Raw genomic sequence first — 21,710 nt, 5'->3', positions numbered from 1 at the left:
CGGCAATCCCTTCGACGACGTAAAGGGGGCTCAGGCCCGAAACCCGTCCGCCACCGCCGACTCGTTATACCGCAGCGCCTTCAGCACCGTCGCGACGATCGCATCGGCATCCAGCCCGGCATCGGCATATTGCTTGTCGGGCTTGTCCTGATCCTGGAAGATGTCGGGCAGCCGCAGCGTGCGCAGCTTAAGCCCGGCGTCGATCAGCCCCTGGTCGCTCGCCATCGTCAGCACATGCGCGCCCATCCCGCCGATCGCGCCTTCCTCGATCGTGACCGCCACTTCGTGGCTGGTCAGCAGCCTGCGGATCAAATCTTCGTCGAGCGGCTTGGCAAAGCGCAGATCGGCCACCGTCGTCGAAAGCCCGCGCGCTTCCAAAGCATCGGCCGCTTTGAGCGCCTCGGCGAGCCGGGTGCCCAGCGATAGGATCGCCACGGTCTTGCCCTCGCGCACGATCCGCCCCTTGCCGATCTCGAGCCGTTCGGCGACCTGCGGCAGCGCCACGCCGGTGCCGTTGCCGCGTGGATAGCGCAATGCGATCGGCCCGTCGTCATAGAGCGCGGCGGTGTGGGTCATATGAACCAGCTCAGCCTCGTCGGCCGCGGCCATCACGACGAAGTTCGGTAGCGTCGCTAAATAGGTGACGTCGAAGCTGCCGGCATGTGTCGCGCCATCGGCGCCAACGAGTCCCGCACGGTCGATCGCGAAGCGCACCGGCAGGTTCTGGATCGCCACATCGTGGACGACCTGGTCATAAGCGCGCTGGAGGAAGGTCGAGTAAATCGCGCAGAAGGGCCGCATGCCCTGCGCGGCGAGGCCCGCGGCGAAGGTGACGGCGTGCTGCTCGGCGATACCCACGTCGAAGGTGCGATCGGGGAAGGCCTTGCCGAAGCGGTCGAGCCCGGTGCCCGAGGGCATCGCCGCGGTGATCGCGACGATCGTGGAATCGCGCTCGGCATCCTTGATCAGCTGGTCAGCGAACACATTCTGGTAGGCGGGCGGCCCCGGCGGCGCCTTGTCCTGGGTGCCGGTGATGACGTCGAACTTCTGGACGCCGTGATATTTGTCGGCCGACGCCTCGGCCGGGCCGTAGCCCTTGCCCTTCTTGGTGACGACATGGACCAGGATCGGGCCATGCTCGCTGTCGCGGACATTTTCGAGCACCGGGATCAGATGGTCGAGATTATGCCCGTCGATCGGCCCGACATAATAAAAGCCGAGCTCCTCGAACAGGGTCCCGCCGGTCGCGAGGCCGCGCGCGAATTCCTCGGCCTTCTCGGCGGCATTATGCACCCGCTTCGAGATCTTGCGCATCGCCCGTTTGGCGAAGCTGCGCAGCCCGAGATATTCGGAAGACGACACCGTCCGCGCCAGATAGGCCGAGAGCCCGCCCACCGGCGGCGCAATCGACATGTCATTGTCGTTGAGGATCACGACCAGCCGGTTGCCCGCGGCCTCGGCATTGTTCATCGCCTCATAGGCCATGCCTGCGCTCATCGCGCCGTCGCCGATGACGGCGATCGCCTTGCCGGGCTTGTCGTTGAGCTTGTTGGCGATCGCGAAGCCCAAAGCGGCCGAGATCGAGGTCGACGAATGCGCTGCGCCGAACGGGTCATATTCGCTCTCGCTCCGCTTGGTGAAGCCCGAGAGCCCGCCGCCCATCCGCAGCGTGCGGATGCGGTCGCGCCGCCCGGTCAGGATCTTGTGCGGATAGCATTGGTGCCCGACATCCCAGATTAGCCGATCGCGCGGCGTATCGAAGACATAATGGATCGCCGTGGTAAGCTCGACGACGCCGAGGCCCGAGCCCAGATGCCCGCCGGTGACTCCCACCGCCGCAATCGTCTCCGCGCGCAGCTCGTCGGCAAGCTGTCTGAGGTCTGCGGGCTTGAGCTTGCGGAGGTCTTCGGGGGTGCCGGCCTGATCGAGCAGCGGCGTTTTCGGAACATCAGCCATTTAACCGTATTACTCCAGCACCTTCACGGTGTCGATTGCTAGCATGCCGATTGGCAAGATGCTGGAAGTTAGCTGCGGCCCGCGCCTCTCGTCATGAGCAAAGGATGAGCCTTTGCGGTGCCGCGCTCAGCTGTCGCAGTCGGCGCACCTGCCCCGGACTTCGATCACCGGGCGCACGGGCGCGAAGCCGGCGCTGCGGGCTGCCGAGCGCACGCCCTTGGTGATGACGTCGTCGTCGAGATGGGTGGTCTGGCCGCAGCTGTCGCAGACCAGGAAGATGCAGTCGTGCAGGCAATCGGGATGCGCGTTGGCGACATAGGCGTTGGCGCTCTCGACTCGCCGCGCGAGGTTCGCACCGACGAACAGATCGAGGATGCGATAGACGCTGTTGGCCGCGACACGCCGGCCTTCGGCCTTCGAGACCGCCTCCGCGATGTCGTACGCCGAAGCTGGCTTCGTGAACCCGGCCAGCGCCTCGAACACGCGTTCGCGCATCGCGGTCCATTGCTCGCCCGATCTCTCGAGCGTGGATTGCGCAGCGCGGGTAAGGTGTATGCCCTCATGCTCGTGATGGTCGTGCGCGTGCATCATTGCGATTTAGGGGCCCGCGACCGCCGCGGCAAGCTCAGCGGGTCGCGCGGCGGTTGAGGTCGTGGCCCAGTGCCACGAGGCTGACGCCGACCAGCGTCCAGAAAATCTCGAAATCGCCATGCGGCAGGGTCAGCGCTCCGCCCATAATGCCGATGCCGAACGCACCGACCAGCACGGGGGCCATATAGCCGTGCGACAAGAGTCCCTTGCCCAATGCGATGATGCCGAAGACGATCGCCAGGCTCAGCCCCACTTCATGGATCGCAGGATCGAGCAGCGCGCCGGCCGACGAAATCACCGTCAGCAAGATCGTCGTCGTCAGGCAGTGGACCAGGCACAGTCCGCTGAGTCCGATCGCGATGCGATCGAAACGTGCGTCGACGCCGCCCCAGAAGCGGGTGAGTGAAAGACTCGCTGGCATGGCCGCTATATAGGCTGGCGGAGGTGAAGGTACAACATATCATCGGCTCTTTTCGTCGCGTGGTCGTTCCGTACCATTGCGGCTAGGCCCGGGTCAGTAGGAGCCACCGATGCAATTGCTCACCCTCGCGCCGCTGGCACTCGCCATGCTCGCCTTCGCCGGCCCCGCCTGCGCCGACGAGGCCTATACCGGCTGCATGTCCACCGCGCGCACCAACATGGATTTTGCGACCTGCGGCCAGGCGATGCTCGGGCGTCGCCGTCGTGCTCAATCGGCTATGGAAAATCGCCTATGCGAGCTTGATGCGCCCACCCGCGCGGCGTTGCTGGCCGAGCAACGGCTATGGATCGCCTTCAAGGACAAGAGCTGTGTGTATTGGAGCGGCGGCGCCTATGGCCGCAAGGCCAGACCGGCCATTGCTTCACTTGCGGTGAACGCGTGATCGACGAACGGGTCGGCAATCTCGAAAAGGTCGGGGGTAAGCGATAGGCCGAGTGGCGCTCTAGGGGACGCCACTCGGCCACGCCCGCTGTTAATCTATGTAAGCAACTTTGCGCAGGGTTCCAACCCCATCTGCGTCGCCTTTGCCATCATCGTGCGGCACTCTTCGCCGCTCATGCGCCGGCCCCTAGATAATGCGCCTGCGCCGCATTGGTCGCGCTGATCGCGAGCAGCGATCGTGCATCGGCGGCGGAACGGAACTTGCCGGTCCGGTCCGATGCCGCGTCGAGCACCCGATCGAGCAGCGCTTGGCCTTCCTCCCACCAGCCGATCCCGCTGGCAGCGTTGAGGTGTCCCTGCGGTCCGGCATCGACGAAGAAGCTTCCCCACGCCCCGGCCAGTTCGCGCGCTTTCTCGGGGGCCACCCAGGGATCGTCGCTGCTGGCGACGACGATCGACGGGAAGGGCAGGGGCTTGGTCGGCGTGGGGTGGAACGCCGCCAGTTCCGGAGGCGCATTGCTACGGTCTACGTCGGCGGGAGCCACCAGCAGCGCGCCTGCTACCGGCCAGCCGAACGGTTGCGGCGAGAGTTCGGCCCACCAGGCGACCGCAAGGCAGCCCAGGCTGTGCGCGACCAGCACCACCGGTGCCTGCGCCTGGCGAATCGCCTGGTCGAGCTTGGTGACCCAGCTGTTGCGATGCGGGGTGTTCCACATGCCCAATTCGACTCGCAGCGTGTCGGGGCGCGATTGCTCCCACAGCGTCTGCCAGTGCGAGGGACCAGAGCCGCCCAGGCCTGGCACGGTGAGGACGATCGGCGAATGTTCGTCATGCGGCGAGAAGATCGACATGGAATCAGCTCCTGCTGAAAGGCCGGGCCATCAATTTATTCCCACTAAATTAGTATGCAATAGATTCGCGGCGGATCGACGTCCCGCTGCGACAGTGCGAGCGGACCGTTGCCGCGGCCCGGCGCACCTCCTATGCGGCGGCATGGCCAAGCAGCGCGCCGATCAGATGCTCGTCGACCGGGGGCTGGCCGAAAGCCGCACCCGTGCGCAGGCGCTCATCATGGCAGGACTGGTCTTCGCAGGCGACCGCAAGATCGAGAAGCCCGGCCAGTCGCTGACTGAGGAGACGATCCTCGATGTGCGCGGCCGCGATCATCCCTGGGTGTCGCGCGGCGGGATCAAGCTTGCGCACGCGCTAGACCATTTCGGCTGGGACGTGACCGACATGGTGGCGATCGACGTAGGCTCGTCGACCGGTGGTTTCACCGACGTCTTGCTCAGCAGGGGTACGGCGCGCGTTTATGCGGTGGATAGCGGCACCAACCAGCTCGCCTGGAAGCTGCGCCAAGACCCGCGCGTGATCGTCCACGAACAGACCAGCGCGCGCGTGCTGACCGACGCACATATTCCCGAGCCGGTCGATCTGATCGTCTGCGATGCAAGCTTCATCGGCCTTGCAAAGGTTCTGGAGGTGCCGCTCGGCTTTGCCCGTCCCGGCGCGCGACTGGCGGCGTTGATCAAGCCGCAGTTCGAGGCTGGGCGCGAGGAAGTGGGGAAGGGCGGGGTGGTGCGCGATCCGGAAATCCACAGCCGCGTATGCCGTGAAGTCTCAGAATGGATCGCTGCGAGGGGTTGGCGCGTCATCGGCGTGACTCAAAGTCCGATCACCGGCCCTGAAGGCAATGTCGAGTTCCTGATTGGGGCAATCGCCCCCTGACTGTCGCTTTGCTGCAACGCAAACTTTAGACTAGGGACCGTGCAAGTCGCCAACACGGATTTGGTGTTGATCGAGGAGATACGGGTTTTGAGGGAAATCGCGTCTAAGGGCCAGTTGCGGCTCGCTTTTCTTCGCTGGGCGGTGGTCACGGTACCTTTCATCCTGCTGCTCGGCTTCACTGCGGGCCGGCTAGCGCCGAGCGGCGACGACAATCCCTGGTTCGTCGCATTGACCAAACCCGACATCATGCCGCCCGGGATTGCCTTCCCGATTGCCTGGGCGATCATCTATGTCCTGCTGGGACTCGCGCTGGCGATGGTGATCAATGCCCGCGGATCGCGCTTCCGTGGTCCGGCGCTGCTGGCCTTCGCCCTCCAGCTCGTCATCAACCTCGCCTGGGCTCCGGTCTTCTTTGGCCTGCATCAGGTAGTGACCGCATTGTTCATGATCGCGGCGCTGATCGTGCTGGTGCTGCTGACGTTCCTTTTGTTCTGGCGCGTGCGCAAGGGCGCGGCGCTCCTTTTGCTGCCTTATTTCGCCTGGCTGTGCTTCGCCTTCGCGCTGCTATATCAGCTGCATATGCTCAATCCGAACGCCAGCTCCCTTGTACCGTCGCGTTCGGCGGACCAAATCCGTATCATCTGAAGTCGCTTAGGAATTCGAAATGCAGACCGACAACCGCCTGTTCGACGATTTCGTGAAGTTCGTGAACGGCGCGGCGGGTACCGCAGCCGGCATGGCGCGCGAGGCCGAGTCCGCAACGCGCGAGCGCGCCCGCGAGTGGCTGGGCGGGTTGGATTTCGTCGCCCGCGACGAGTTCGAAGCCGTGAAGGCGATGGCCGCCGCCGCGCGCGACGAGGCCGATGCGCTCAAGCTGCGTATCAATGCGCTCGAGGCCCAGCTCGCTGCAAAAGCAGCCAAGCCCCCCAAGCCGCAGGCCCCTGCTTGAGCCGCAGAATGAACCGATTGTCCACAGCTTTTAGACAGGGTTGCCCACCCCGCGCTTGTGTGGCTGCTGCGCGCTTGGCAGGAATCGGCACCGCCAATTCCGGCGCGTGGAGGTCGTGATGCTCGACGAGGCGGAGTATGACCGCGACGACGCCGCGCCCATCGACATGCTCGAGAATTATTTCTCGGCGCATGGCTGGACCCACACGCGCGAAGACGAAGAGATCGTCGCCAAGGTAAAGGGCAGCTGGACCGAATATGAGCTGCGCGCGATCTGGCGCGAGGATGACGGCGTCCTCCAGTTCCTGGCCTTCCCCGACATCCGCGTTCCGGACGAGCGCCGCGCTGCGCTTTACGAGACCATCGGGCTGGTCAACGAGCAGCTCTGGATCGGCCATTTCGAGCTCTGGTCAGCCAGCGGCATCCTGTTGTTCCGCCACGCCGCGATGGTGGACGGTAGCGGCGAACCGACGCTGACGCTCGCCCAGGCCGAGCTGCTGGTCGAGAGCGCGATCGACGAGTGCGAGCGCTTCTACCCTGTCTTCCAGTTCGTCCTGTGGGGCGGAAAGAGCCCGGCCGACGCGATTGCCGCCGCGCTGATCGAGACGCAGGGCGAGGCCTGATCGTGGCCGCGCCGCTGCGGCTCTGGCTCGTCGGGTGCGGCAACATGGCCGGGGCGATGCTTCGACGCTGGATCGAAAGCGGCACGGTCGCTCCCGCGAACGTTTTCGTCGTCAACCGCCACGATCGCGAACTTCCCGTCGGCGTCCGCCAGGGCAGGACCTTTCCGCGCGAACCCGCCCCGGACCTGCTCCTGCTCGGGGTTAAGCCGCAGCAGCTCGGCGAGATCGATCCGCTCCCGGCGGGTGAGTATCCGCTGATCTCGATCCTTGCCGGCGTCGATCTCGGGACGCTGCACGCGCGTTTCCCCGGTCACCCCGTCGTGCGCGCGATGCCGAACCTGCCGGTCGCGCTCGGCAAGGGCGTGGTTCCGTTGTACGGCGCACGCGTGCCGGGTGTCGATGCGCTGATGGCGCCGCTCGGCCTGGTCGAATGGGTGGCGAGCGAATCGCTGTTCGATCGGGCGGGTACGTTGTCGGGCTGCGGTCCTGCCTTCGTCTACCGCTTCATCGATGCGCTGGCCGAGGGCGGAATTGCCATGGGCCTGTCGGCCGATCAGGCGCGTCGCCTTGCCTTGGCGACGGTCGAAGGCGCGGGGCTGCTCGCGGCGCAGGCCGACGTTTCGCCCGCGATGCTTGCCGATCGCGTCGCCAGCCCCGGCGGATCGACGCGCCAGGGACTCGATGTCCTCGACAAGGAGGAGGCGCTGCGGCGGCTGCTGCGCGAAACGCTTGCCGCATCGGAGCGCCGCACCGCCGAAATGGCCGCCGAAGCCCGCAAATAGCTGCGACTCGGAACGCCTGCGTCTCCAGTTGGTTATCCAGCCGACTCGAAATTCAATGGAGGCGGAAATGGCGACCAGCACGGCGACGCGCGACAGCAAGGGACGGTTCAAGGGCTCGGAGTCCGAAAAGGGCGGCAGCAACTTCGGCATGGTCGCAGGCGCCGTCGCCGGCGGCGCGGCGCTCGGCATCCTCGCGATGTTCGGGCGCAAGGCCGCGGTGCAGGCGCCGACCATGCTCGCGGGGAATTGGGACGAGGCGCTCGCGGCCGAGCATGCCGCCACGCTCAAGGTGTTCGACGCGATCGAGGCGACCGATGAGAAGGCTAGTGTCCGCCGCAACATGCTGCTCGCGCATCTCAAGCATGCGTTGATGAAGCATGCGATCGAGGAAGAGAATGTGATCTACCCCGCGCTGCGCGAAATCGGGCAGATCGAGGCCGCGGACGAGCTCAACAAGGAGCATGGCTATGTGAAGCAGTATCTCTACGAGCTGGAGAATACGCCCACCGCCTCGCCCGAATGGATCGCCATCGTTCGGAAGTTCCGCGCGGATATCGAGGAGCATATGCAGGAGGAGGAGATGAAGCTCTTCCCGATGCTCCGCGCGCAGCTGAGCGAAGAGAAGAACAAGCATCTCACCGCGACGATGAACAAGGAAGGCTTCAAGGTCGCCTGACCCGATTGCGTCGTCCCGGCGAACGCCGAATCTCGTGCCGCAAGCGTTTCGGTTTGTGGGATGAGGTTTCGGCTTCGCCGGAATGACGTTTTGGCCTAGCGCCCAGCTCCCGAAACCCGCCCGCGCTCGCTTTCGGGCACGAGTCCCTCCAGCACCGCCCAGAAGCCGCCGACCGCGCCTTGGCCCGCGCTGCTATAGGCGGCCGACATATTCTCGCGCAGCGCGTCGAACAATTCGCCCTCCAGCGCCGTACCCGCCGCGGTCAGCCGCAGCAGCCGCTGGCGCCGGTCCCGGTCGCCGGTGCGCGTCTCGACCAGCCCGCGCTCGGACAATTCGCCCAGCACCCGCCCCAACGACTGTTTGGTGATCGCCAGGATCGCCAGCAATTCGCTTACCGTCAGATCGGGCTTGCGCGCGATAAAATAGAGTGCGCGGTGGTGCGCGCGGCCCAGCCCCTGCGCCGCCAGCCCGGCGTCGATCGAGCGCGTCAGATTGGCGTAACCGAAATAGAGCAATTCGATCCCGCGGCGGATTTCGGGCTCGCGCAGGAAGAGGGGCGAGGCGGGAATTGGGGCAGCCATGTTGACCATTCTAGCCCTGCGCCCTAGTCCACGGCAACCCGCTCCGACACAGCCTTCAGGGACGCCATGATGCACGACGCCACGATCCTGGATTTCGAGTTTGAGGCGCATGCCAGCCCGGTCGCCGATGCCGACCGCGCCGCGCTCCTCGCCAATCCCGGCTTCGGTAAGGTGTTCACCGATCATATGGTCGTGATCCGTTACACGGCCGATCGCGGCTGGCACGATGCGCGCATCCAGCCGCGGGGCCCGATCCTGATCGATCCCGCCTGCGCGGTGCTCCATTATGCCCAGGAAATCTTCGAGGGGATGAAGGCCTATCGCACCCCGGATGGCGGCGCCTCTTTGTTCCGTGCCGACGCCAATGCCCGCCGCTTCGCCGAATCGGCCGAGCGGATGGCGATGCCGCCGGTGCCCGACGATCTGTTTCTCGCCTCGATCCGCGAGCTCGTCAGCGTCGATCGCGCCTGGATCCCGGAAAGCGAAGGCGGCTCCCTCTATCTTCGCCCCTTCATGTTCGCGAGCGAGACCTTCCTCGGCGTGCGGCCCGCGCAGGAATATCTCTATATGGTCATCGCCTCGCCCGCCGGCGCCTATTTCAAGGGCGGCGCGCCTTCGGTGACCTTGTGGGTCTCCGAACATTATACCCGCGCCGCGCCCGGGGGCACCGGCGCAGCCAAATGTGGCGGCAATTATGCCGGCAGCCTCGTCGCCCAGGCCGAGGCGATCCGCGAGGAATGCGATCAGGTCGTCTTCCTCGACGCGGTCGAGAATCGCTATGTCGAGGAACTTGGGGGCATGAATGTCTTCTTCGTCTTCGAGGACGGCTCGATCCAGACCCCGCCGCTGGGCGGCACGATCCTCCCGGGTATCACCCGCGAATCGCTCCTCACGCTGGCGCGCGACAGCGGCGTGACGGTGCGCGAGGAGCGCTACAGCATGGCCGACTGGCAGGCCGACGCCGAGAGCGGCCGCCTGCGCGAGGCCTTCGCCTGCGGCACCGCGGCGGTGGTCACGCCGATCGGCCGGGTGCGTGGCCGCGGCATGGATTTCGCGATCGGCAATGGTGGTCCGGGCATCCTTACCGAGCAGTTGCGCGAGCAACTCGTCGCAATCCAGCGCGGGACCGCGCCGGACCCACATGGCTGGGTTGAACGCCTCTTCTAAGTCCCTATAAGCGCGCTTCGCGCTGGGGCGTCGCCAAGTGGTAAGGCAGCGGCTTTTGATGCCGCCATTCGCAGGTTCGAACCCTGCCGCCCCAGCCAGTTCCGCCGATCGGCGGCCGACCTCCCGGGCGCTTGCTGCGCGAAGGGAGATTCGGTACCCGCGGGCGATGGATCGCCGCACCTTGCTAGCTTCGGGACTGGCCCTCGGGCTTCCCTGCTCCGCCCGCGCGCTGGAGTCGCCCGCGATCGAACGCGTACCGCTATGGCCCGGCATCCCGCCCGGCGGCGACGACAGTGTGCGCGACGAGACCGTGCTGCGTAGCCCCAACGGCGACCCCGACGACATTGCCTGGCCGCATGTCGGAACCCCGGCGATGACGGTCGCGCGGGCGCCCAAGCCCAATGGCGGGGCGATGCTGATCATTCCGGGCGGCGGGTTTGCGCGGGTTGCGATCGGCCGCAAGCCTGGGCGGATCGCGCAATTCTTCGCCGCGCGCGGCGTTACCGCGTTCGAACTCCTCTATCGCCTGCCGCACGACAAATGGCGCGACGGCCCGGCGACGCCGCTGCAGGACGCGCAGCGCGCGATGCGGCTGATCGGGGCAGGGGCCGCCAAATGGCGGATCGATCCGGCGCGGATCGCTGCCGCGGGCTTTTCGGCGGGCGGGCATGTCGTCGGGCAACTTGGCCGCGCCGCCGCATCGGCATATGCGCCGGTGGATGTTGCAGACGCATTGCCGACGCGCCCGAAGGCGATCGGCATGTTCTTCCCGGTGGTGACGATGCTCCCCCCGCTCGCGCATGGCCAGTCGCGCCGCGAACTGCTCGGGCCCGCGCCGTCCGACTCGCTGGCCCGGGCTTATTCTCTCGAACTCGACGTGCCGGCCGACATGCCGTCGACGCTCGTCTGTCATTCGGCCGACGACAAGACGGTGCCAATGGGGAACAGCCTCGCCATGTTCGCCGGGCTGCAGGCGGCGAAGATCCCCTCCGAGCTGATGATCGGCGAGAAAGGTGGCCACGGCGTCCCCTTGTTCGGCCCCGATGGCAAGCCGCATGTCTGGATGGAGCAATATTTCGCGTTCGCCGCGCGCCATGGCATGCTCGTTGCCTGAGAGGAGGGGGTGATGAAGGTCAGCAGGCGCGGCGCCTTTGGCGCGGCACTGGCAGGCGGCACCGCCGCGATGCTGCGCCCCGCCGCGGCCCTTTCGACGTCTGCCACGCTGGATTGGAAGCGCGGCTTCGACAACCAGCGCGTCCCCGATCTCGGCAACGGGAGCTTTCTCAACCCGCTCGTATCGGGCGACCGCGCCGACCCCGCCATCCTGAAGGACGGCGCCGATTATTACATGACCTTCTCGAGCTTCGATTCCTATCCGGGGCTCACCATCTGGCACAGCCGCGACCTTATCCACTGGCAGCCGCGCAAGGCTGCGCTCAGCCGGAACATCGGCTCGGTCTGGGCAGTCAGCCTGGAAAAGCATGGCAGCCGATACTTCCTCTACATTCCGGTCAAATCGAAGCCGAACTCGATCTTCGTGATCTGGGCCGATCATATCGACGGGCCGTGGAGCGATCCGATCGACTTGAGGCTGCCCAACCATATCGATCCCTGCCACGTCGTCGGCGAGGACGGCTCGCGCTGGCTGTTCCTCTCCGGGGGTGACCGCATCCGCCTTGCGGACGATGGCCTCTCGACGGTCGGCGCGGTCGAGCATGTCTACGATCCCTGGCGCTATCCCGACGAATGGGACGTGGAAAGCTTCTCGCCCGAGGGCCCCAAGATCCACCGCCACGGCGGCTGGTTCTACATGATCACCGCGGTCGGCGGCACCGCCGGCCCGCCCACCGGGCATATGGTGATCGCCGCCCGCGCGCGCTCCATCCACGGCCCCTGGGAACAGCATCCCGGCAATCCGATCGTGCGCACCGCCAGCGTCGGCGAGAAATGGTGGTCGCGCGGCCATGCCTCGCTGGTCGAGGCGCCTGACGGCAGCTGGTGGTCGATCTATCACGGCTTCGAAAACGGCTATTGGACGCTCGGCCGCCAGACGTTGCTCGATCCGATCGAGTGGACCAAAGACGGCTGGTTCAGGATGACGGGCGGCGATCTCTCGCAGCCGATCCGCAAGCCGAAGGGCGGCACCGCGCTCCCCCACGGCCAGCCGCTGTCGGACGATTTCAGCAAGCCGCTCGAGCTCGGCCAGAAATGGAATTTCTTCAAGCCGGGCCCCGACGAGGCGGGCCGCGCCCGCGTCGAGGGCGGTGCGCTTATCCTCAAGGCCAGCGGCGTCGCGCCCAGCACCTCCTCGCCGCTGCTGCTCATCGTCGGCGACCAGGCCTACCAATTCGAGTGCGACGTCGAGATCGCCCCCGGCGGCACCGCGGGGCTGCTGCTTTTCTACGACGAGAAGCTCTATTGCGGGCTCGGCTTCGACGAAAAGCGCTTCGTCACCCACCAATATGGCATCGAGCGCGGCCGCCCCGCCAATCCCAACGGCCGCCGCATGCGGATGCGCGTCACCAACAACCGCCACATCGTCGCCTTCCACACCAGCGCCGACGACGGGCGGACCTGGAAGCGGTTCGATCGCGGCATGGAAGTCTCCGGCTATCACCATAATGTCCGCGGCGGATTCCTGATGCTGCGGCCCGGGCTTTATTCGGCGGGGGAGGGCGAGGCGCGCTTCCGCGACTTCCGCTTCCGGGCGCTCTGAGCCGTGGAGCGCTACGAGGTCCTGATCGTCGGCGGCGGCCATGCCGGGGCGCAATGTGCGATCGCGCTGCGCCAGAACGGCTTTGCCGGCACGCTCGCGATCGTCGGCGAGGAGCCCGAATTTCCCTATGAGCGCCCGCCGCTCTCGAAAGACTATCTCGCCGGCGAAAAGCCGTTCGAACGGATGCTTCTGCGCCAGCCCGCTTTCTGGAGCGAGCGGAACGTGGAGATGCTGCGCGGGCGCCCCATCGTCTCGGTCGATCCGGCTGCGAAGGTCGTCACGGACGCTGACGGCAACCCGCTGACCTACGGCTCCCTCGTCTGGGCCACCGGCGGCAGCCCGCGCCGGCTGACCTGCGGCGGCGCCGATCTGCGCGGCGTTCACGCGATCCGCACCCGCGCCGATGTCGACCAGCTCCGCACCGAGCTTGCCGCCGCCGCGCGGATCGTAGTGATCGGCGGCGGCTATATCGGGCTCGAAGCCGCGGCGGTGCTGTCCAAGCTCGGCAAGCAGGTCGTCATCCTCGAAGCGCAAAATCGCGTTCTTGCCCGCGTCGCCGGCGAGGCGCTTTCCTATTTCTACGAATCCGAACATCGCGCCCACGGCGTCGAGATCCGCACAAGGTGCGCTGTCGAATGCCTCGAAGGCGAGGGCAGGGTGCAGGCTGTCCGCCTCGCCGGCGGAGAGCGCATCGCCGCCGATCTGGTAATCGTCGGCATCGGCATCGAACCCGCGGTCACACCTCTGATCGCCGCCGGCGCAACCGGCGGCAACGGCGTCCGCGTTGACGCCGAGTGCCGCACCTCGCTCGCCCACATCTTCGCGATCGGCGACTGCGCGCTGCACGAAAACCGCTACGCCGGCGGCGCCGCGATCCGCTTGGAGTCGGTCCAGAACGCCAACGACCAGGCCAATGTCGTCGCCAAATTGCTCACCGGCCAGGACGCGCATTACGACGCCGTCCCCTGGTTCTGGTCGAACCAATATGACCTCAAGCTCCAGACCGTCGGCATTTCCGCCGGGCATGACGCAGCAATCCTCCGCGGCGATCCCGACGGCCGCGCTTTTTCGACTGTCTACCTCAAGCAGGGCAAGGTAATCGCGCTCGACTGCGTCAATATGGTGCGCGACTATGTTCAGGGCCGCCGGCTGGTGGTGGAGGGATTGTCGCCTGATCCCGCAGCGCTCGCCGATCCGGCGGTGCCGCTAAAGGAGCTGACATGAACCTTGACGATCAGCTCAGCCGCTATTTCGGCACCACCGATTTCGCCGCGATCCCCCCGGATGCACTGGCGGCGGGGATCGAACGGATGCAGGTCGATTTCGGGCTGGAGTCCGATCGCGGTCGCCGTTTTGCGCTGTGGGCGCTGATGCAGATTTTCGGCGCCGCCCCCGCGCTCGACGTGGCCTTCAAGAACGAAGCCGATCGCGAGGCGGCGCGCAATTTCATGGACCTTTCGAGCGCCGCCTCCGAGGACTGAGCCTCACGCCTCGGCGGGCAGCGCCTCGCGCGTCTTGCAGCCCCATAGCGCGTAGAAGAGGACGTAAAGCTCGCACACCGCCGGGATCAGGAACGAGGTCTGCAACCCATAGGCGTCGGCGAACTGGCCCTGGAAATAAACGAGCGCGCCGCCCGCGATCGCCATGATCAGCAGTCCCGACCCTTCCTCGGTAAGCGGGCCAAGCCCCTTGATCCCCAGCGTGAAGATCGTCGGGAACATGATCGAGTGGAACAGCCCGACCGAGATCAGCGACCACAAGGCGATCGAGCCATGCGCAAAGCTGGTGATCATCATCACCACGAACGCCAGCGCCGCCGCCCAGGCCAGCACCGTCTCGGGCGCGACCGAGCGCATCAGATAGGCGCCGATGAAGCGACCCACCATCATCCCGCCCCACAGCAGAAACAGATAATGGCCGGCCTGCTCATGGGTTAGATTGCCGATGTCGGGCTGGGAAACGAAATTGACGAACAGATTGCCGACGCCGATCTCGGCGATCAGGTAGATCGCGATGGCCGGTACGCCGAACACCAGGTTGCGGTGCTGCCAAAGCGAATGGCCCTTGCGCTCCTCGCGCGAGTGACGCGAGGTAGCATTGCCCATCGCAGGCAGGTTGAAGCGGGCAATGACGATCGCGAGCACCACCAGCACCCCGGCGACGATCAGATAGGGCAGCTGGACGGTCTGTGCGTCGATCAGCCGCTGCTCCATGCTCAGCGTCGCGGCGCCGCCCTCGGTGGTGCCCGAAACGCTGCGCCCCAGGATCAGATAGGCGCCGAACAGGGGCGCGAAGGTTGTCCCCATCGAGTTGAACGCCTGGACCAGGTTCAGTCGCGACGAGGCGGAGTCCGCAGGCCCGATCACCGCGACATAGGGGTTGGCGGCGACCTGGAGCAGCGTGATGCCAGATGCGATCACGAACATCGCCGCGAGCACGATTGCATAGCTCAGATACATCGAAGCCGGGATCATCATCAGCGCGCCGACCGCCATCACGATTAGCCCGGTGACGAGAGACTTCTTGTAGCCGATCCGCTCGATGATCTTGGCCGAGGGAATCGAGGCGACGAAATAGGCGATAAACCACACGCTCTCGATCAGCGTGGTCTGGCTATAGCTGAGCACCATCACGCTGCGCAGATGCGGCAGCAGCGTGCCGTTGATGACGGTGATGAAGCCCCACATGAAGAAGAGCGTGGCTAGCATTGCGAGCGCGCCGCCATAGGCGCTGGGGGCCCCCGGTGCGCGGTGCGTGGCGGACGGTTCGACAGGAATACCGGCTGGCATCAGGGCTCCTCACCTCATTTTTTTACGGACGCTCAGGGTACCACCGGCGACGGTTTGATTATAAGTCTGACTAATCTGAAACATCAAGCCGGGAGAGGAACCGCGATGCGGCTCGTACAATTTCGTGATTCGGACGGGACCCGTGGCGTCGCTGCGCTGGAGGAGAGCGGCGCCCGTCGCCTGGACTCGGTACACAGCACCTACGACCTGGCGCTTGCTGCGATCGAGGAAGGCATTTCGCTCGATGCCGCCGCACAGGCACGGCTGGGCCGGCCCGTGGATCTCACCGCCGCGGAGGCAGAGGGCCGACTATTGTCGCCGATCGATCATCCCGATCCCGCGCACCTCTACATGACCGGCACCGGCCTCACCCATCTCGGCTCGGCGCAGGGTCGCGATCAGATGCACAAGGCCGCGGCCGGCGGCACGCTCACCGATTCGATGCGCATGTTCAACATGGGGCTCGAAGGCGGCAAGCCGACCGACGGCCAGCCCGGCGTGCAGCCCGAATGGTTCTACAAGGGCGACGGCTCCTCGCTGATCGGCCCGGGCGAACCCCTGCCTTCGCCCGATTTCGCGCTCGACGGCAGCGAAGAGCCCGAGATCGCCGGCATCTACATCATCGACGGCCAGGGCCGCCCGCGCCGGCTGGGATTCGCGCTCGGCAACGAATTCTCCGACCACATCACCGAACGTGGCAACTATCTCTGGCTCGCCCACTCCAAGCTGCGCGTCGCGTCGCTCGGCGCCGAGCTGCTCACCGGGACGCTGCCCGACGATGTCCGCGGCACCAGCAGAATCTATCGCGGCGGCCAGCTGCTCTGGGAAAAGCCGTTTTTGTCGGGCGAGGCGAACATGTCGCACGCGATCGCCAATCTCGAGCATCACCATTTCAAATATGGCCTGTTCCGCCGTCCCGGCGACGTCCATGTCCACTTTTTCGGCACCGCGACGCTGTCGTTCGCCGATGGGGTGAAGACCGAGCAGGGCGACGTCTTCGAGATCGCCGCCGCGCCCTTCACCATCCCGCTGCGCAACCCGCTGGGCGCGGAGACGCCTGGCGACTCGACGGTCATCCCGCTCTAACCGGTCGAAGCCGTTAGGGCGCGGAAGGGCGTCCTAACGGGCTTTGTCACCCTTCTCTCCTTGCTTGTCATTGGGCTTTGCCCGCCGTCCCCCGCATCTTCGCGTGCGAAACGAACTTGGGGACGGCGATGCTTGGAACGCGGACATTGGCACTGGCGCTGCTGGCCGGCACGGCGAGTTTGCCGGCCGTCGCACAGACCGATCCGGTAGGGGAGGCGCGCGCACTTCAGGGCCAGGGCAAGGCCGAAGAAGCATACCAGCTGCTCAAGCCGCTCGAAGGCGCCCGCGCCGGCGATCCGGCCTTCGACTATGCGCTCGGCGTCGCTGCGGCGGACAGCAATCGGCCTGGCGAGGCGCTGATCGCGCTCCAGCGCGTCCTCGCGGTCGAGCCGGGCAACGCACCCGCTCGCGCCGAACTCGCCCGCGTCTATGCGCTGATGGGCGATATCGATACGGCCCGCGCCGAGTTCGACACCGTCGTCGGCGATCCCACGGTCCCCGATCCGGTCCGCGAGCGCTTCACCCGGCTGATCCGCGGCTTCGATCGCCAGATCGCGGGCGGTGCAAACGAGGTTACCGGCTTCCTCGATCTCGAAGGCGGCTGGGACAGCAATATCAACGCCGCGACCGACGAGACCTCGATCCTCCTGCCCGCCTTCGCCTTCCTCGGGCCCGCGACGCTCAACGGCGCGGCGACCGAGCGCGGCGAGCCCTTTGTCCAGCTCCAGGGCGGCGTCTCCGCCTCCACGCCGCTCGGCCGCCAGACCCGCTTGTTCGGCTCGCTCCTCGGCAGCTGGCGCGACAATCTGGAATCGAGCTTCGTCGATCAGGGTTCGATCGTTGGCTCGGCGGGGGTCGCGCATACGCTCGGCAATCGCGACGTCATCTCGCTGGCTGGCCAGGCGCAGGAATTCCTGCTGGATGGTAAAAGCTATCGCACCAGCTTCGGCGCGATCGCGCGCTACACGATGCGCCTTCCCGGCAATGCCGCGCTGTCGTTCAGTGGCGACTATTTCCGGCTGAACTATGACAACAACCCGCTGGCCGACGCCAATCGCTTCGGCGCCAGCGTCACTTATTCGGGCCGCGAGATCTTTGCCGGCATCGGCGCGGGGCGCGAGCAGACGGTGCGCGCGCCGTTCGATCATCTCAGCAACAGCTTCATCAGCGCCCAGGCGGGCGGCGAATTCCTCGTTATGGAGCAGCTGTCCGTGATCGGGGGCATCGGCATCGAGCATCGCAACCATGACGGGGTCGATCCGCTGTTCCTCGCCGAGCGCAAGGACACCCGCTTCGACGCCAGCCTCGGCTTCCGAGTGCTGCTGACCGAGCGCGTCAGCCTCCGCCCGCGCCTCACCTACAGCCGCAACGAGAGCAATCTCGCGCTTTACGATTATGACCGCTGGACCGCTTCGGCGGGCCTCCGGTTCGAATTCTGACGGGAGCCCTAGCCCATGAAGACGCTTTCCAAAATTGCGATGCTCGCCGCCACCAGCGCGATCGCGCTGCAGCCGGTGCCCGTGCTCGCGGACGACGCCATCCTTTTCTCTACCGCCAGCGGCCCGAAGAGCGGCCCGATTCCCGCGGGCGAGCAGAGCCTGCCCGCCGGTCTTGTCCAGCTCCGCCTCAACGACGGTTCGATCGTCAGCATCATGGGGCCCGCCACGTTCGAGATGGTCGCTGGCCAGCTCGCGGTCCGCAGCGGCTCCTTCACGGTCATCTCGGCCCCGCGCAGCCAGACCTCGATCGTCGCCGGCAACGGCGTGCTGCTGCAATTCCACCAGAACAGCACCGGCAATTTCCAGGTCGACGCAGGCGGGGGCGTGAAGGGTTTCACCGGCGCGGGCCAGGTCAATGTCTCCAGCGGCGGCAGCGCCCCGCGCGCCTTTAGCTCGGGCATGTTCCTCAACGCCAACGCCGGCGGCACCAGTCAGATCGTCAGCGCCGGCGCGCAGCCGAGCCCCAGTCTGACCCAACAGGTCAACCAGCAGACCCAGGCCGCCAGCCAGTATCTGAGCAACCCCGGCCTGACCAACCCGGCGCTCCAGGGTTTCGCGGGCCTGTCGCTCGGCCAGAACCCGTCCCCGGCCGCGCTCCAGAATGCGGGCAATCCGGCGCAACTGCTCAACCTCCTCGGCAGCGTTCCGGGCTTCGGCTCGGTTGCCGGCCTGTTGTCGCGGCTCGCCAGCTATACCGGCAGCGGGCCCGTTCCGCTCAGCGATGCTGAAATCCAGACGCTGATCCGCACGCTCGAAACCTATGGGTTTCCGCCCGGCGTCGACGCCGCCCTTGGCGCGCAGATCACCCAGTGGCTTCGCACCGCAGGCTATTCGGTCGGCACGATCCCGGTAAACCAGGCCCTGACGCCAACGCCCACGCCAACGCCCGCGCCGACGCCAACGCCCACCCCGACGCCAACGCCCACGCCCACGCCCACGCCAACGCCAACGCCAACGCCAACGCCCACGCCCACGCCGACGCCCACGCCGACGCCAACGCCGACGCCGACGCCCACGCCGACGCCCACGCCGACGCCCACGCCGACGCCCACGCCGACGCCGACGCCAACGCCCACGCCGACGCCAACGCCCACGCCGACGCCCACGCCGACGCCGACGCCGACGCCAACGCCGACGCCGACGCCCACGCCGGCGCCGACGCCCACGCCAACTCCGACGCCGACACCAACACCAACGCCGACGCCTACACCTACGCCGAGCACCTATGTGCCCAACGGCGCCCGGCCCCCGGAGAGCAACAAGACCCAGACGATCGCCTACGCCATCCTCACCGAAACCGGTGACGAGACACGCATCTCTCCGGTCTATGATGCCAACGGGAAGTTCGTCGGCTGGGACAAGAATTACGACGCGACGAACACCTTTCGCCACGGCTTTGCCGGACGCACCGAAGTCGACGGCGGCGGCGACAAGAATCTGATCGGCTGGGCGCGCCTGGTCGGCGGTACCAGGGCGCTCGGCTTTGCCCGCGGCCCTGAGAGCGGCGATCATTTCGTCTGGGGCGTTCCGGCCACCAGCATCCCCACGGGGGGCACGGCATTGTTTGAGCTGATCGGTTCGACGCGTCCGACGATTCGCGACGAAAGCGTCGCCGCAGGCAGCTTCACCGGCCGGTTGGCGATCGCCTTTGCCAGCTCACGCATGGGAATCGACGCGACCGTGACGATGGGCGGCACAGCAATCCCGATCCTGTCGGCGGGCGGGCTGGCGGCGCCTTCGATGGGGATGACCAGCGGCACGATCAACCTGACGAACGGGGGACCCGCCTGCACCACCGGCGGCTGCCGCTTCATCTACAACGGCTTCCTGGCCGGCCCCGGCGCGGCTTATTACGGCATGGCCTATACGATCCGCGACAATGCCGCGAACACCTTCAAGTTCGTCGATGGCGTTGCGGTGTTCGGCAATCCCGGCCCGCTTCCCGGCACCGGCGGCAACTTCGCCACCGCCTATCGCGGCGTTAGCGTCGGCAGCGGCTTTGCGCAGCCCACGACCAGCTATCCCGGCCTGTCGACCATCGGCCTGATACGCGAAGTGGGTCAGAATGTGAGCAGCGACGGGACCGCGCTCCGGCCAAATGACGCAACGCGAGGCGGAAATGGCTTCACCCCCACCCTGACCGAGGTCCGCGTCAATGCGGGTGCGGGCCAGTCCAACCGCGGCATCGGCACCGCCAAGAATGCCGATACCGGCGGCCTGGGCAACGCGATCGGCTGGACGCGCTGGACCGAAGGCACGATCACCATGCTCAACACGCCGGGTCGAACGCTGACCGGCTCGACGTCGATCCATATGGTCTATGGCGGCAATCCTAGCGGCACCTTGCCCACCGGCAAGGCCAGCTACGCGCTTGCCGGCGGCACCCAGCCCACCCGCGCCGATGGCGTGGGGATGCCCGGATCGATCAAGGGCGAGCTCGCGATCGATTTCTCGACCAGCAAGGTCGGCTGGGACGTGCTGATCGCGATCGCCGACGATCGCTTCAACTTCGTCTCGTCGGGCGGTCTCACCACGCCGTCGGTCGCGCTCGGCGTGGTTTCAGGCAGCACAGTCTTCAACGGCGAAGGCGCGGTGCATTCCGAAAAGGGCCGATGCGGCGGCTGCACGGGTACCGCCAGCGGCTTCGTCTCTGGTGAAGGCGCGCGCTACGCGGGCCTCGCCTACAATATCGGCACCTTTGATTTTGGCGCGGTCCACGGCGTCGCAGTTTTCGACAAGATAAATCCATAAGCAGCTGAAACCAGGGGAAAATGCGATGAACAGGCAGGATCTATTGAAGATGAGCTGTGCGTTCGTTGTCACGATGTTCGTGGCATCGCCAGCCGCCGCCGACGACAAGGACGTGCAGCTCTCGAAATGCGAGAGCTCCATGGGCACCGTCGCCATCACCGAGGGCGATCAACAGGGCTGGAACCAGTTCAAGCTCGCCAGTCCGCGCGGCATGCTCGGCACGCTCATTGAGCAATCCGGCTGCTTCACGCTCCACAATCCTGCCAGCGGCGCGCCGGCCGACTATCTGATGAGCGCGATCGCCGGCTCGAAGGAGGATATCGATCAATCGATGAATATCGCCAAGGGCGCGCTGACCGAAGGGTTGGTGCGCTCGGGCGCTGCGGGCCAGTTGCTGACCAAGGTGCCGATGGGCGGCGCACTGTTTCGCGCCTTCGGCGGGCTCGGCGGCAAGAAGAAGACGATCCTCGCCGGGCTGCGCATCATGAGCCCCGGCACTGGCCAGACGCTGATCAGCGGCACCGGCGAGACCAAGAAGTCGTTCATCAAGATCATCGACACCGGCGGCTGGGGCGGGGCTGCAACCGGCGAAGATATGGGCGGCTACGCTTCTTCGTCCGACGGCAAAATGCTCACCGGCGCCTTCATCCAGGCCTATAACGGGCTGGTCGCCCAGCGCAGCATGCTCGCCACCGTCCGGCCGGCCCGCGCAGCGGCTGCTGCGGCGCCTGCCGGCTACACCGTCGCGGTCGACACCAAACTATGGGCCGCCCCCGCCGCTACCGGTGCCCCGCTGCGCGCGTTGCGTACCGCGACAACGCTGACCCCCACCGGCGCGCCGCGCCAGGGCATCTTCGTCCAAGTGACCGACGGTTACGGGACCAAGGGGTGGGTATCGGTAGAGGACCTGCGCTGACGCGACCCCTGCGCAGGTCCTTGAGGGGGCGTCGTCCGT

At 66.4% G+C, this 21,710-nt stretch carries 22 protein-coding genes and 1 tRNA gene; 17 read left to right on the top strand and 6 right to left on the bottom strand.

Annotated features, from left to right (window positions below):
• Nucleotides 1-30: 30 nt before the first annotated feature.
• The 3 genes from dxs to OKW87_RS06665 all read right to left on the bottom strand — a co-directional run bounded on the left by dxs (nt 31) and on the right by OKW87_RS06665 (nt 2,968).
• Nucleotides 31-1,956: a 1-deoxy-D-xylulose-5-phosphate synthase gene (gene dxs / locus OKW87_RS06675; RefSeq protein WP_265543300.1), complete on the bottom strand. Its 1,926-nt coding sequence runs from the start codon at nt 1,954-1,956 to the stop codon at nt 31-33.
• Nucleotides 1,957-2,082: 126 nt separating this feature from the next.
• Nucleotides 2,083-2,544, bottom strand: a complete 462-nt coding sequence (locus OKW87_RS06670; RefSeq protein ID WP_265543298.1) for a Fur family transcriptional regulator — start codon at nt 2,542-2,544, stop codon at nt 2,083-2,085.
• A 37-nt stretch (nt 2,545-2,581) separates the two neighbouring features.
• Entirely contained in the window at nt 2,582-2,968 is a 387-nt protein-coding gene (locus tag OKW87_RS06665) for a MerC domain-containing protein (protein WP_265543297.1), read from the bottom strand.
• A 109-nt stretch (nt 2,969-3,077) separates the two neighbouring features.
• Here OKW87_RS06665 and OKW87_RS06660 point away from each other — a divergent pair, with 109 nt between their 5' ends.
• Nucleotides 3,078-3,410 carry a lysozyme inhibitor LprI family protein gene (locus OKW87_RS06660; RefSeq protein WP_265543295.1) on the top strand — a complete coding sequence of 111 codons (333 nt, stop codon included), beginning with the start codon at nt 3,078-3,080 and terminating at the stop codon, nt 3,408-3,410.
• Between the two features lie 172 nt (nt 3,411-3,582).
• Here the strand turns inward: OKW87_RS06660 and OKW87_RS06655 are convergent, their stop codons facing one another.
• Nucleotides 3,583-4,260, bottom strand: coding sequence for an RBBP9/YdeN family alpha/beta hydrolase (locus OKW87_RS06655; RefSeq protein ID WP_265543293.1), 678 nt, complete (start codon nt 4,258-4,260; stop codon nt 3,583-3,585).
• 142 nt (nt 4,261-4,402) lie between these two features.
• Between OKW87_RS06655 and OKW87_RS06650 the strand changes: the two genes are divergently transcribed.
• The 6 genes from OKW87_RS06650 (at nt 4,403) to OKW87_RS06625 (ending at nt 8,166) form a co-directional block, all read left to right on the top strand.
• Nucleotides 4,403-5,137: a TlyA family RNA methyltransferase gene (locus tag OKW87_RS06650; RefSeq protein ID WP_265543292.1), complete on the top strand. Its 735-nt coding sequence runs from the start codon at nt 4,403-4,405 to the stop codon at nt 5,135-5,137.
• Between the two features lie 87 nt (nt 5,138-5,224).
• Nucleotides 5,225-5,782, top strand: a complete 558-nt coding sequence (locus OKW87_RS06645) for a TspO/MBR family protein (RefSeq protein ID WP_265543291.1) — start codon at nt 5,225-5,227, stop codon at nt 5,780-5,782.
• A 19-nt stretch (nt 5,783-5,801) separates the two neighbouring features.
• A complete protein-coding gene (locus tag OKW87_RS06640) occupies nt 5,802-6,086 on the top strand; it encodes an accessory factor UbiK family protein (RefSeq protein ID WP_265543289.1) in 285 nt (94 codons plus the stop codon).
• Between the two features lie 115 nt (nt 6,087-6,201).
• Nucleotides 6,202-6,708 (top strand): YbjN domain-containing protein, encoded by a 507-nt coding sequence (locus OKW87_RS06635; RefSeq protein WP_443025098.1) that lies wholly within the window; start codon nt 6,202-6,204, stop codon nt 6,706-6,708.
• The gene (locus OKW87_RS06630) at nt 6,705-7,490 is read left to right on the top strand and encodes a pyrroline-5-carboxylate reductase family protein (protein ID WP_265544028.1); all 786 of its coding nucleotides are present in this window, start codon (nt 6,705-6,707) and stop codon (nt 7,488-7,490) included. The genes OKW87_RS06635 and OKW87_RS06630 overlap by 4 nt, the downstream gene beginning before the upstream one ends.
• Nucleotides 7,491-7,557: 67 nt before the next feature.
• Entirely contained in the window at nt 7,558-8,166 is a 609-nt protein-coding gene (locus OKW87_RS06625) for a hemerythrin domain-containing protein (RefSeq protein WP_265543285.1), read from the top strand.
• Between the two features lie 95 nt (nt 8,167-8,261).
• Here the strand turns inward: OKW87_RS06625 and OKW87_RS06620 are convergent, their stop codons facing one another.
• Nucleotides 8,262-8,747 (bottom strand): MarR family transcriptional regulator, encoded by a 486-nt coding sequence (locus tag OKW87_RS06620; RefSeq protein WP_265543283.1) that lies wholly within the window; start codon nt 8,745-8,747, stop codon nt 8,262-8,264.
• A gap of 69 nt (nt 8,748-8,816) precedes the next feature.
• On the opposite strand from OKW87_RS06620, the gene OKW87_RS06615 reads away from it, so the two are divergent.
• From OKW87_RS06615 to OKW87_RS06590, 6 genes are all read left to right on the top strand, one after another.
• Complete coding sequence (locus tag OKW87_RS06615) at nt 8,817-9,914, top strand: branched-chain amino acid aminotransferase (protein WP_265543281.1); 1,098 nt, start codon at nt 8,817-8,819, stop codon at nt 9,912-9,914.
• A gap of 23 nt (nt 9,915-9,937) precedes the next feature.
• Nucleotides 9,938-10,012 (top strand) — tRNA-Gln (locus OKW87_RS06610).
• A gap of 68 nt (nt 10,013-10,080) precedes the next feature.
• The gene (locus tag OKW87_RS06605; RefSeq protein WP_265543279.1) at nt 10,081-11,028 is read left to right on the top strand and encodes an alpha/beta hydrolase; all 948 of its coding nucleotides are present in this window, start codon (nt 10,081-10,083) and stop codon (nt 11,026-11,028) included.
• Nucleotides 11,029-11,040: 12 nt separating this feature from the next.
• Nucleotides 11,041-12,630, top strand: a complete 1,590-nt coding sequence (locus OKW87_RS06600; protein ID WP_265543277.1) for a family 43 glycosylhydrolase — start codon at nt 11,041-11,043, stop codon at nt 12,628-12,630.
• Between the two features lie 3 nt (nt 12,631-12,633).
• Complete coding sequence (locus tag OKW87_RS06595) at nt 12,634-13,854, top strand: NAD(P)/FAD-dependent oxidoreductase (RefSeq protein WP_265543275.1); 1,221 nt, start codon at nt 12,634-12,636, stop codon at nt 13,852-13,854.
• Nucleotides 13,851-14,111 carry a hypothetical protein gene (locus tag OKW87_RS06590; protein ID WP_265543273.1) on the top strand — a complete coding sequence of 87 codons (261 nt, stop codon included), beginning with the start codon at nt 13,851-13,853 and terminating at the stop codon, nt 14,109-14,111. The genes OKW87_RS06595 and OKW87_RS06590 overlap by 4 nt, the downstream gene beginning before the upstream one ends.
• A gap of 3 nt (nt 14,112-14,114) precedes the next feature.
• On the opposite strand, the gene OKW87_RS06585 is transcribed toward OKW87_RS06590, so the two are convergent.
• The gene (locus tag OKW87_RS06585; protein ID WP_443025083.1) at nt 14,115-15,419 is read right to left on the bottom strand and encodes a sugar MFS transporter; all 1,305 of its coding nucleotides are present in this window, start codon (nt 15,417-15,419) and stop codon (nt 14,115-14,117) included.
• Between the two features lie 105 nt (nt 15,420-15,524).
• On the opposite strand from OKW87_RS06585, the gene araD1 reads away from it, so the two are divergent.
• From araD1 to OKW87_RS06565, 4 genes are all read left to right on the top strand, one after another.
• Complete coding sequence (gene araD1 / locus OKW87_RS06580) at nt 15,525-16,505, top strand: AraD1 family protein (RefSeq protein ID WP_265543270.1); 981 nt, start codon at nt 15,525-15,527, stop codon at nt 16,503-16,505.
• Nucleotides 16,506-16,651: 146 nt separating this feature from the next.
• Nucleotides 16,652-17,944: a tetratricopeptide repeat protein gene (locus tag OKW87_RS06575; RefSeq protein ID WP_265543268.1), complete on the top strand. Its 1,293-nt coding sequence runs from the start codon at nt 16,652-16,654 to the stop codon at nt 17,942-17,944.
• Between the two features lie 15 nt (nt 17,945-17,959).
• Nucleotides 17,960-20,755, top strand: a complete 2,796-nt coding sequence (locus OKW87_RS06570; RefSeq protein ID WP_265543267.1) for a hypothetical protein — start codon at nt 17,960-17,962, stop codon at nt 20,753-20,755.
• A gap of 73 nt (nt 20,756-20,828) precedes the next feature.
• Nucleotides 20,829-21,671, top strand: coding sequence for an SH3 domain-containing protein (locus tag OKW87_RS06565; protein ID WP_265544024.1), 843 nt, complete (start codon nt 20,829-20,831; stop codon nt 21,669-21,671).
• Nucleotides 21,672-21,710: the final 39 nt, after the last annotated feature.

The sequence above is a fragment of the Sphingomonas sp. M1-B02 genome, assembly GCF_026167525.1.
Classification (GTDB): Bacteria; Pseudomonadota; Alphaproteobacteria; order Sphingomonadales; family Sphingomonadaceae; genus Sphingomonas.
The sequence above is the reverse complement of the archived record's forward strand: the minus strand, read 5'-3'. Positions and strand labels throughout refer to the sequence as shown.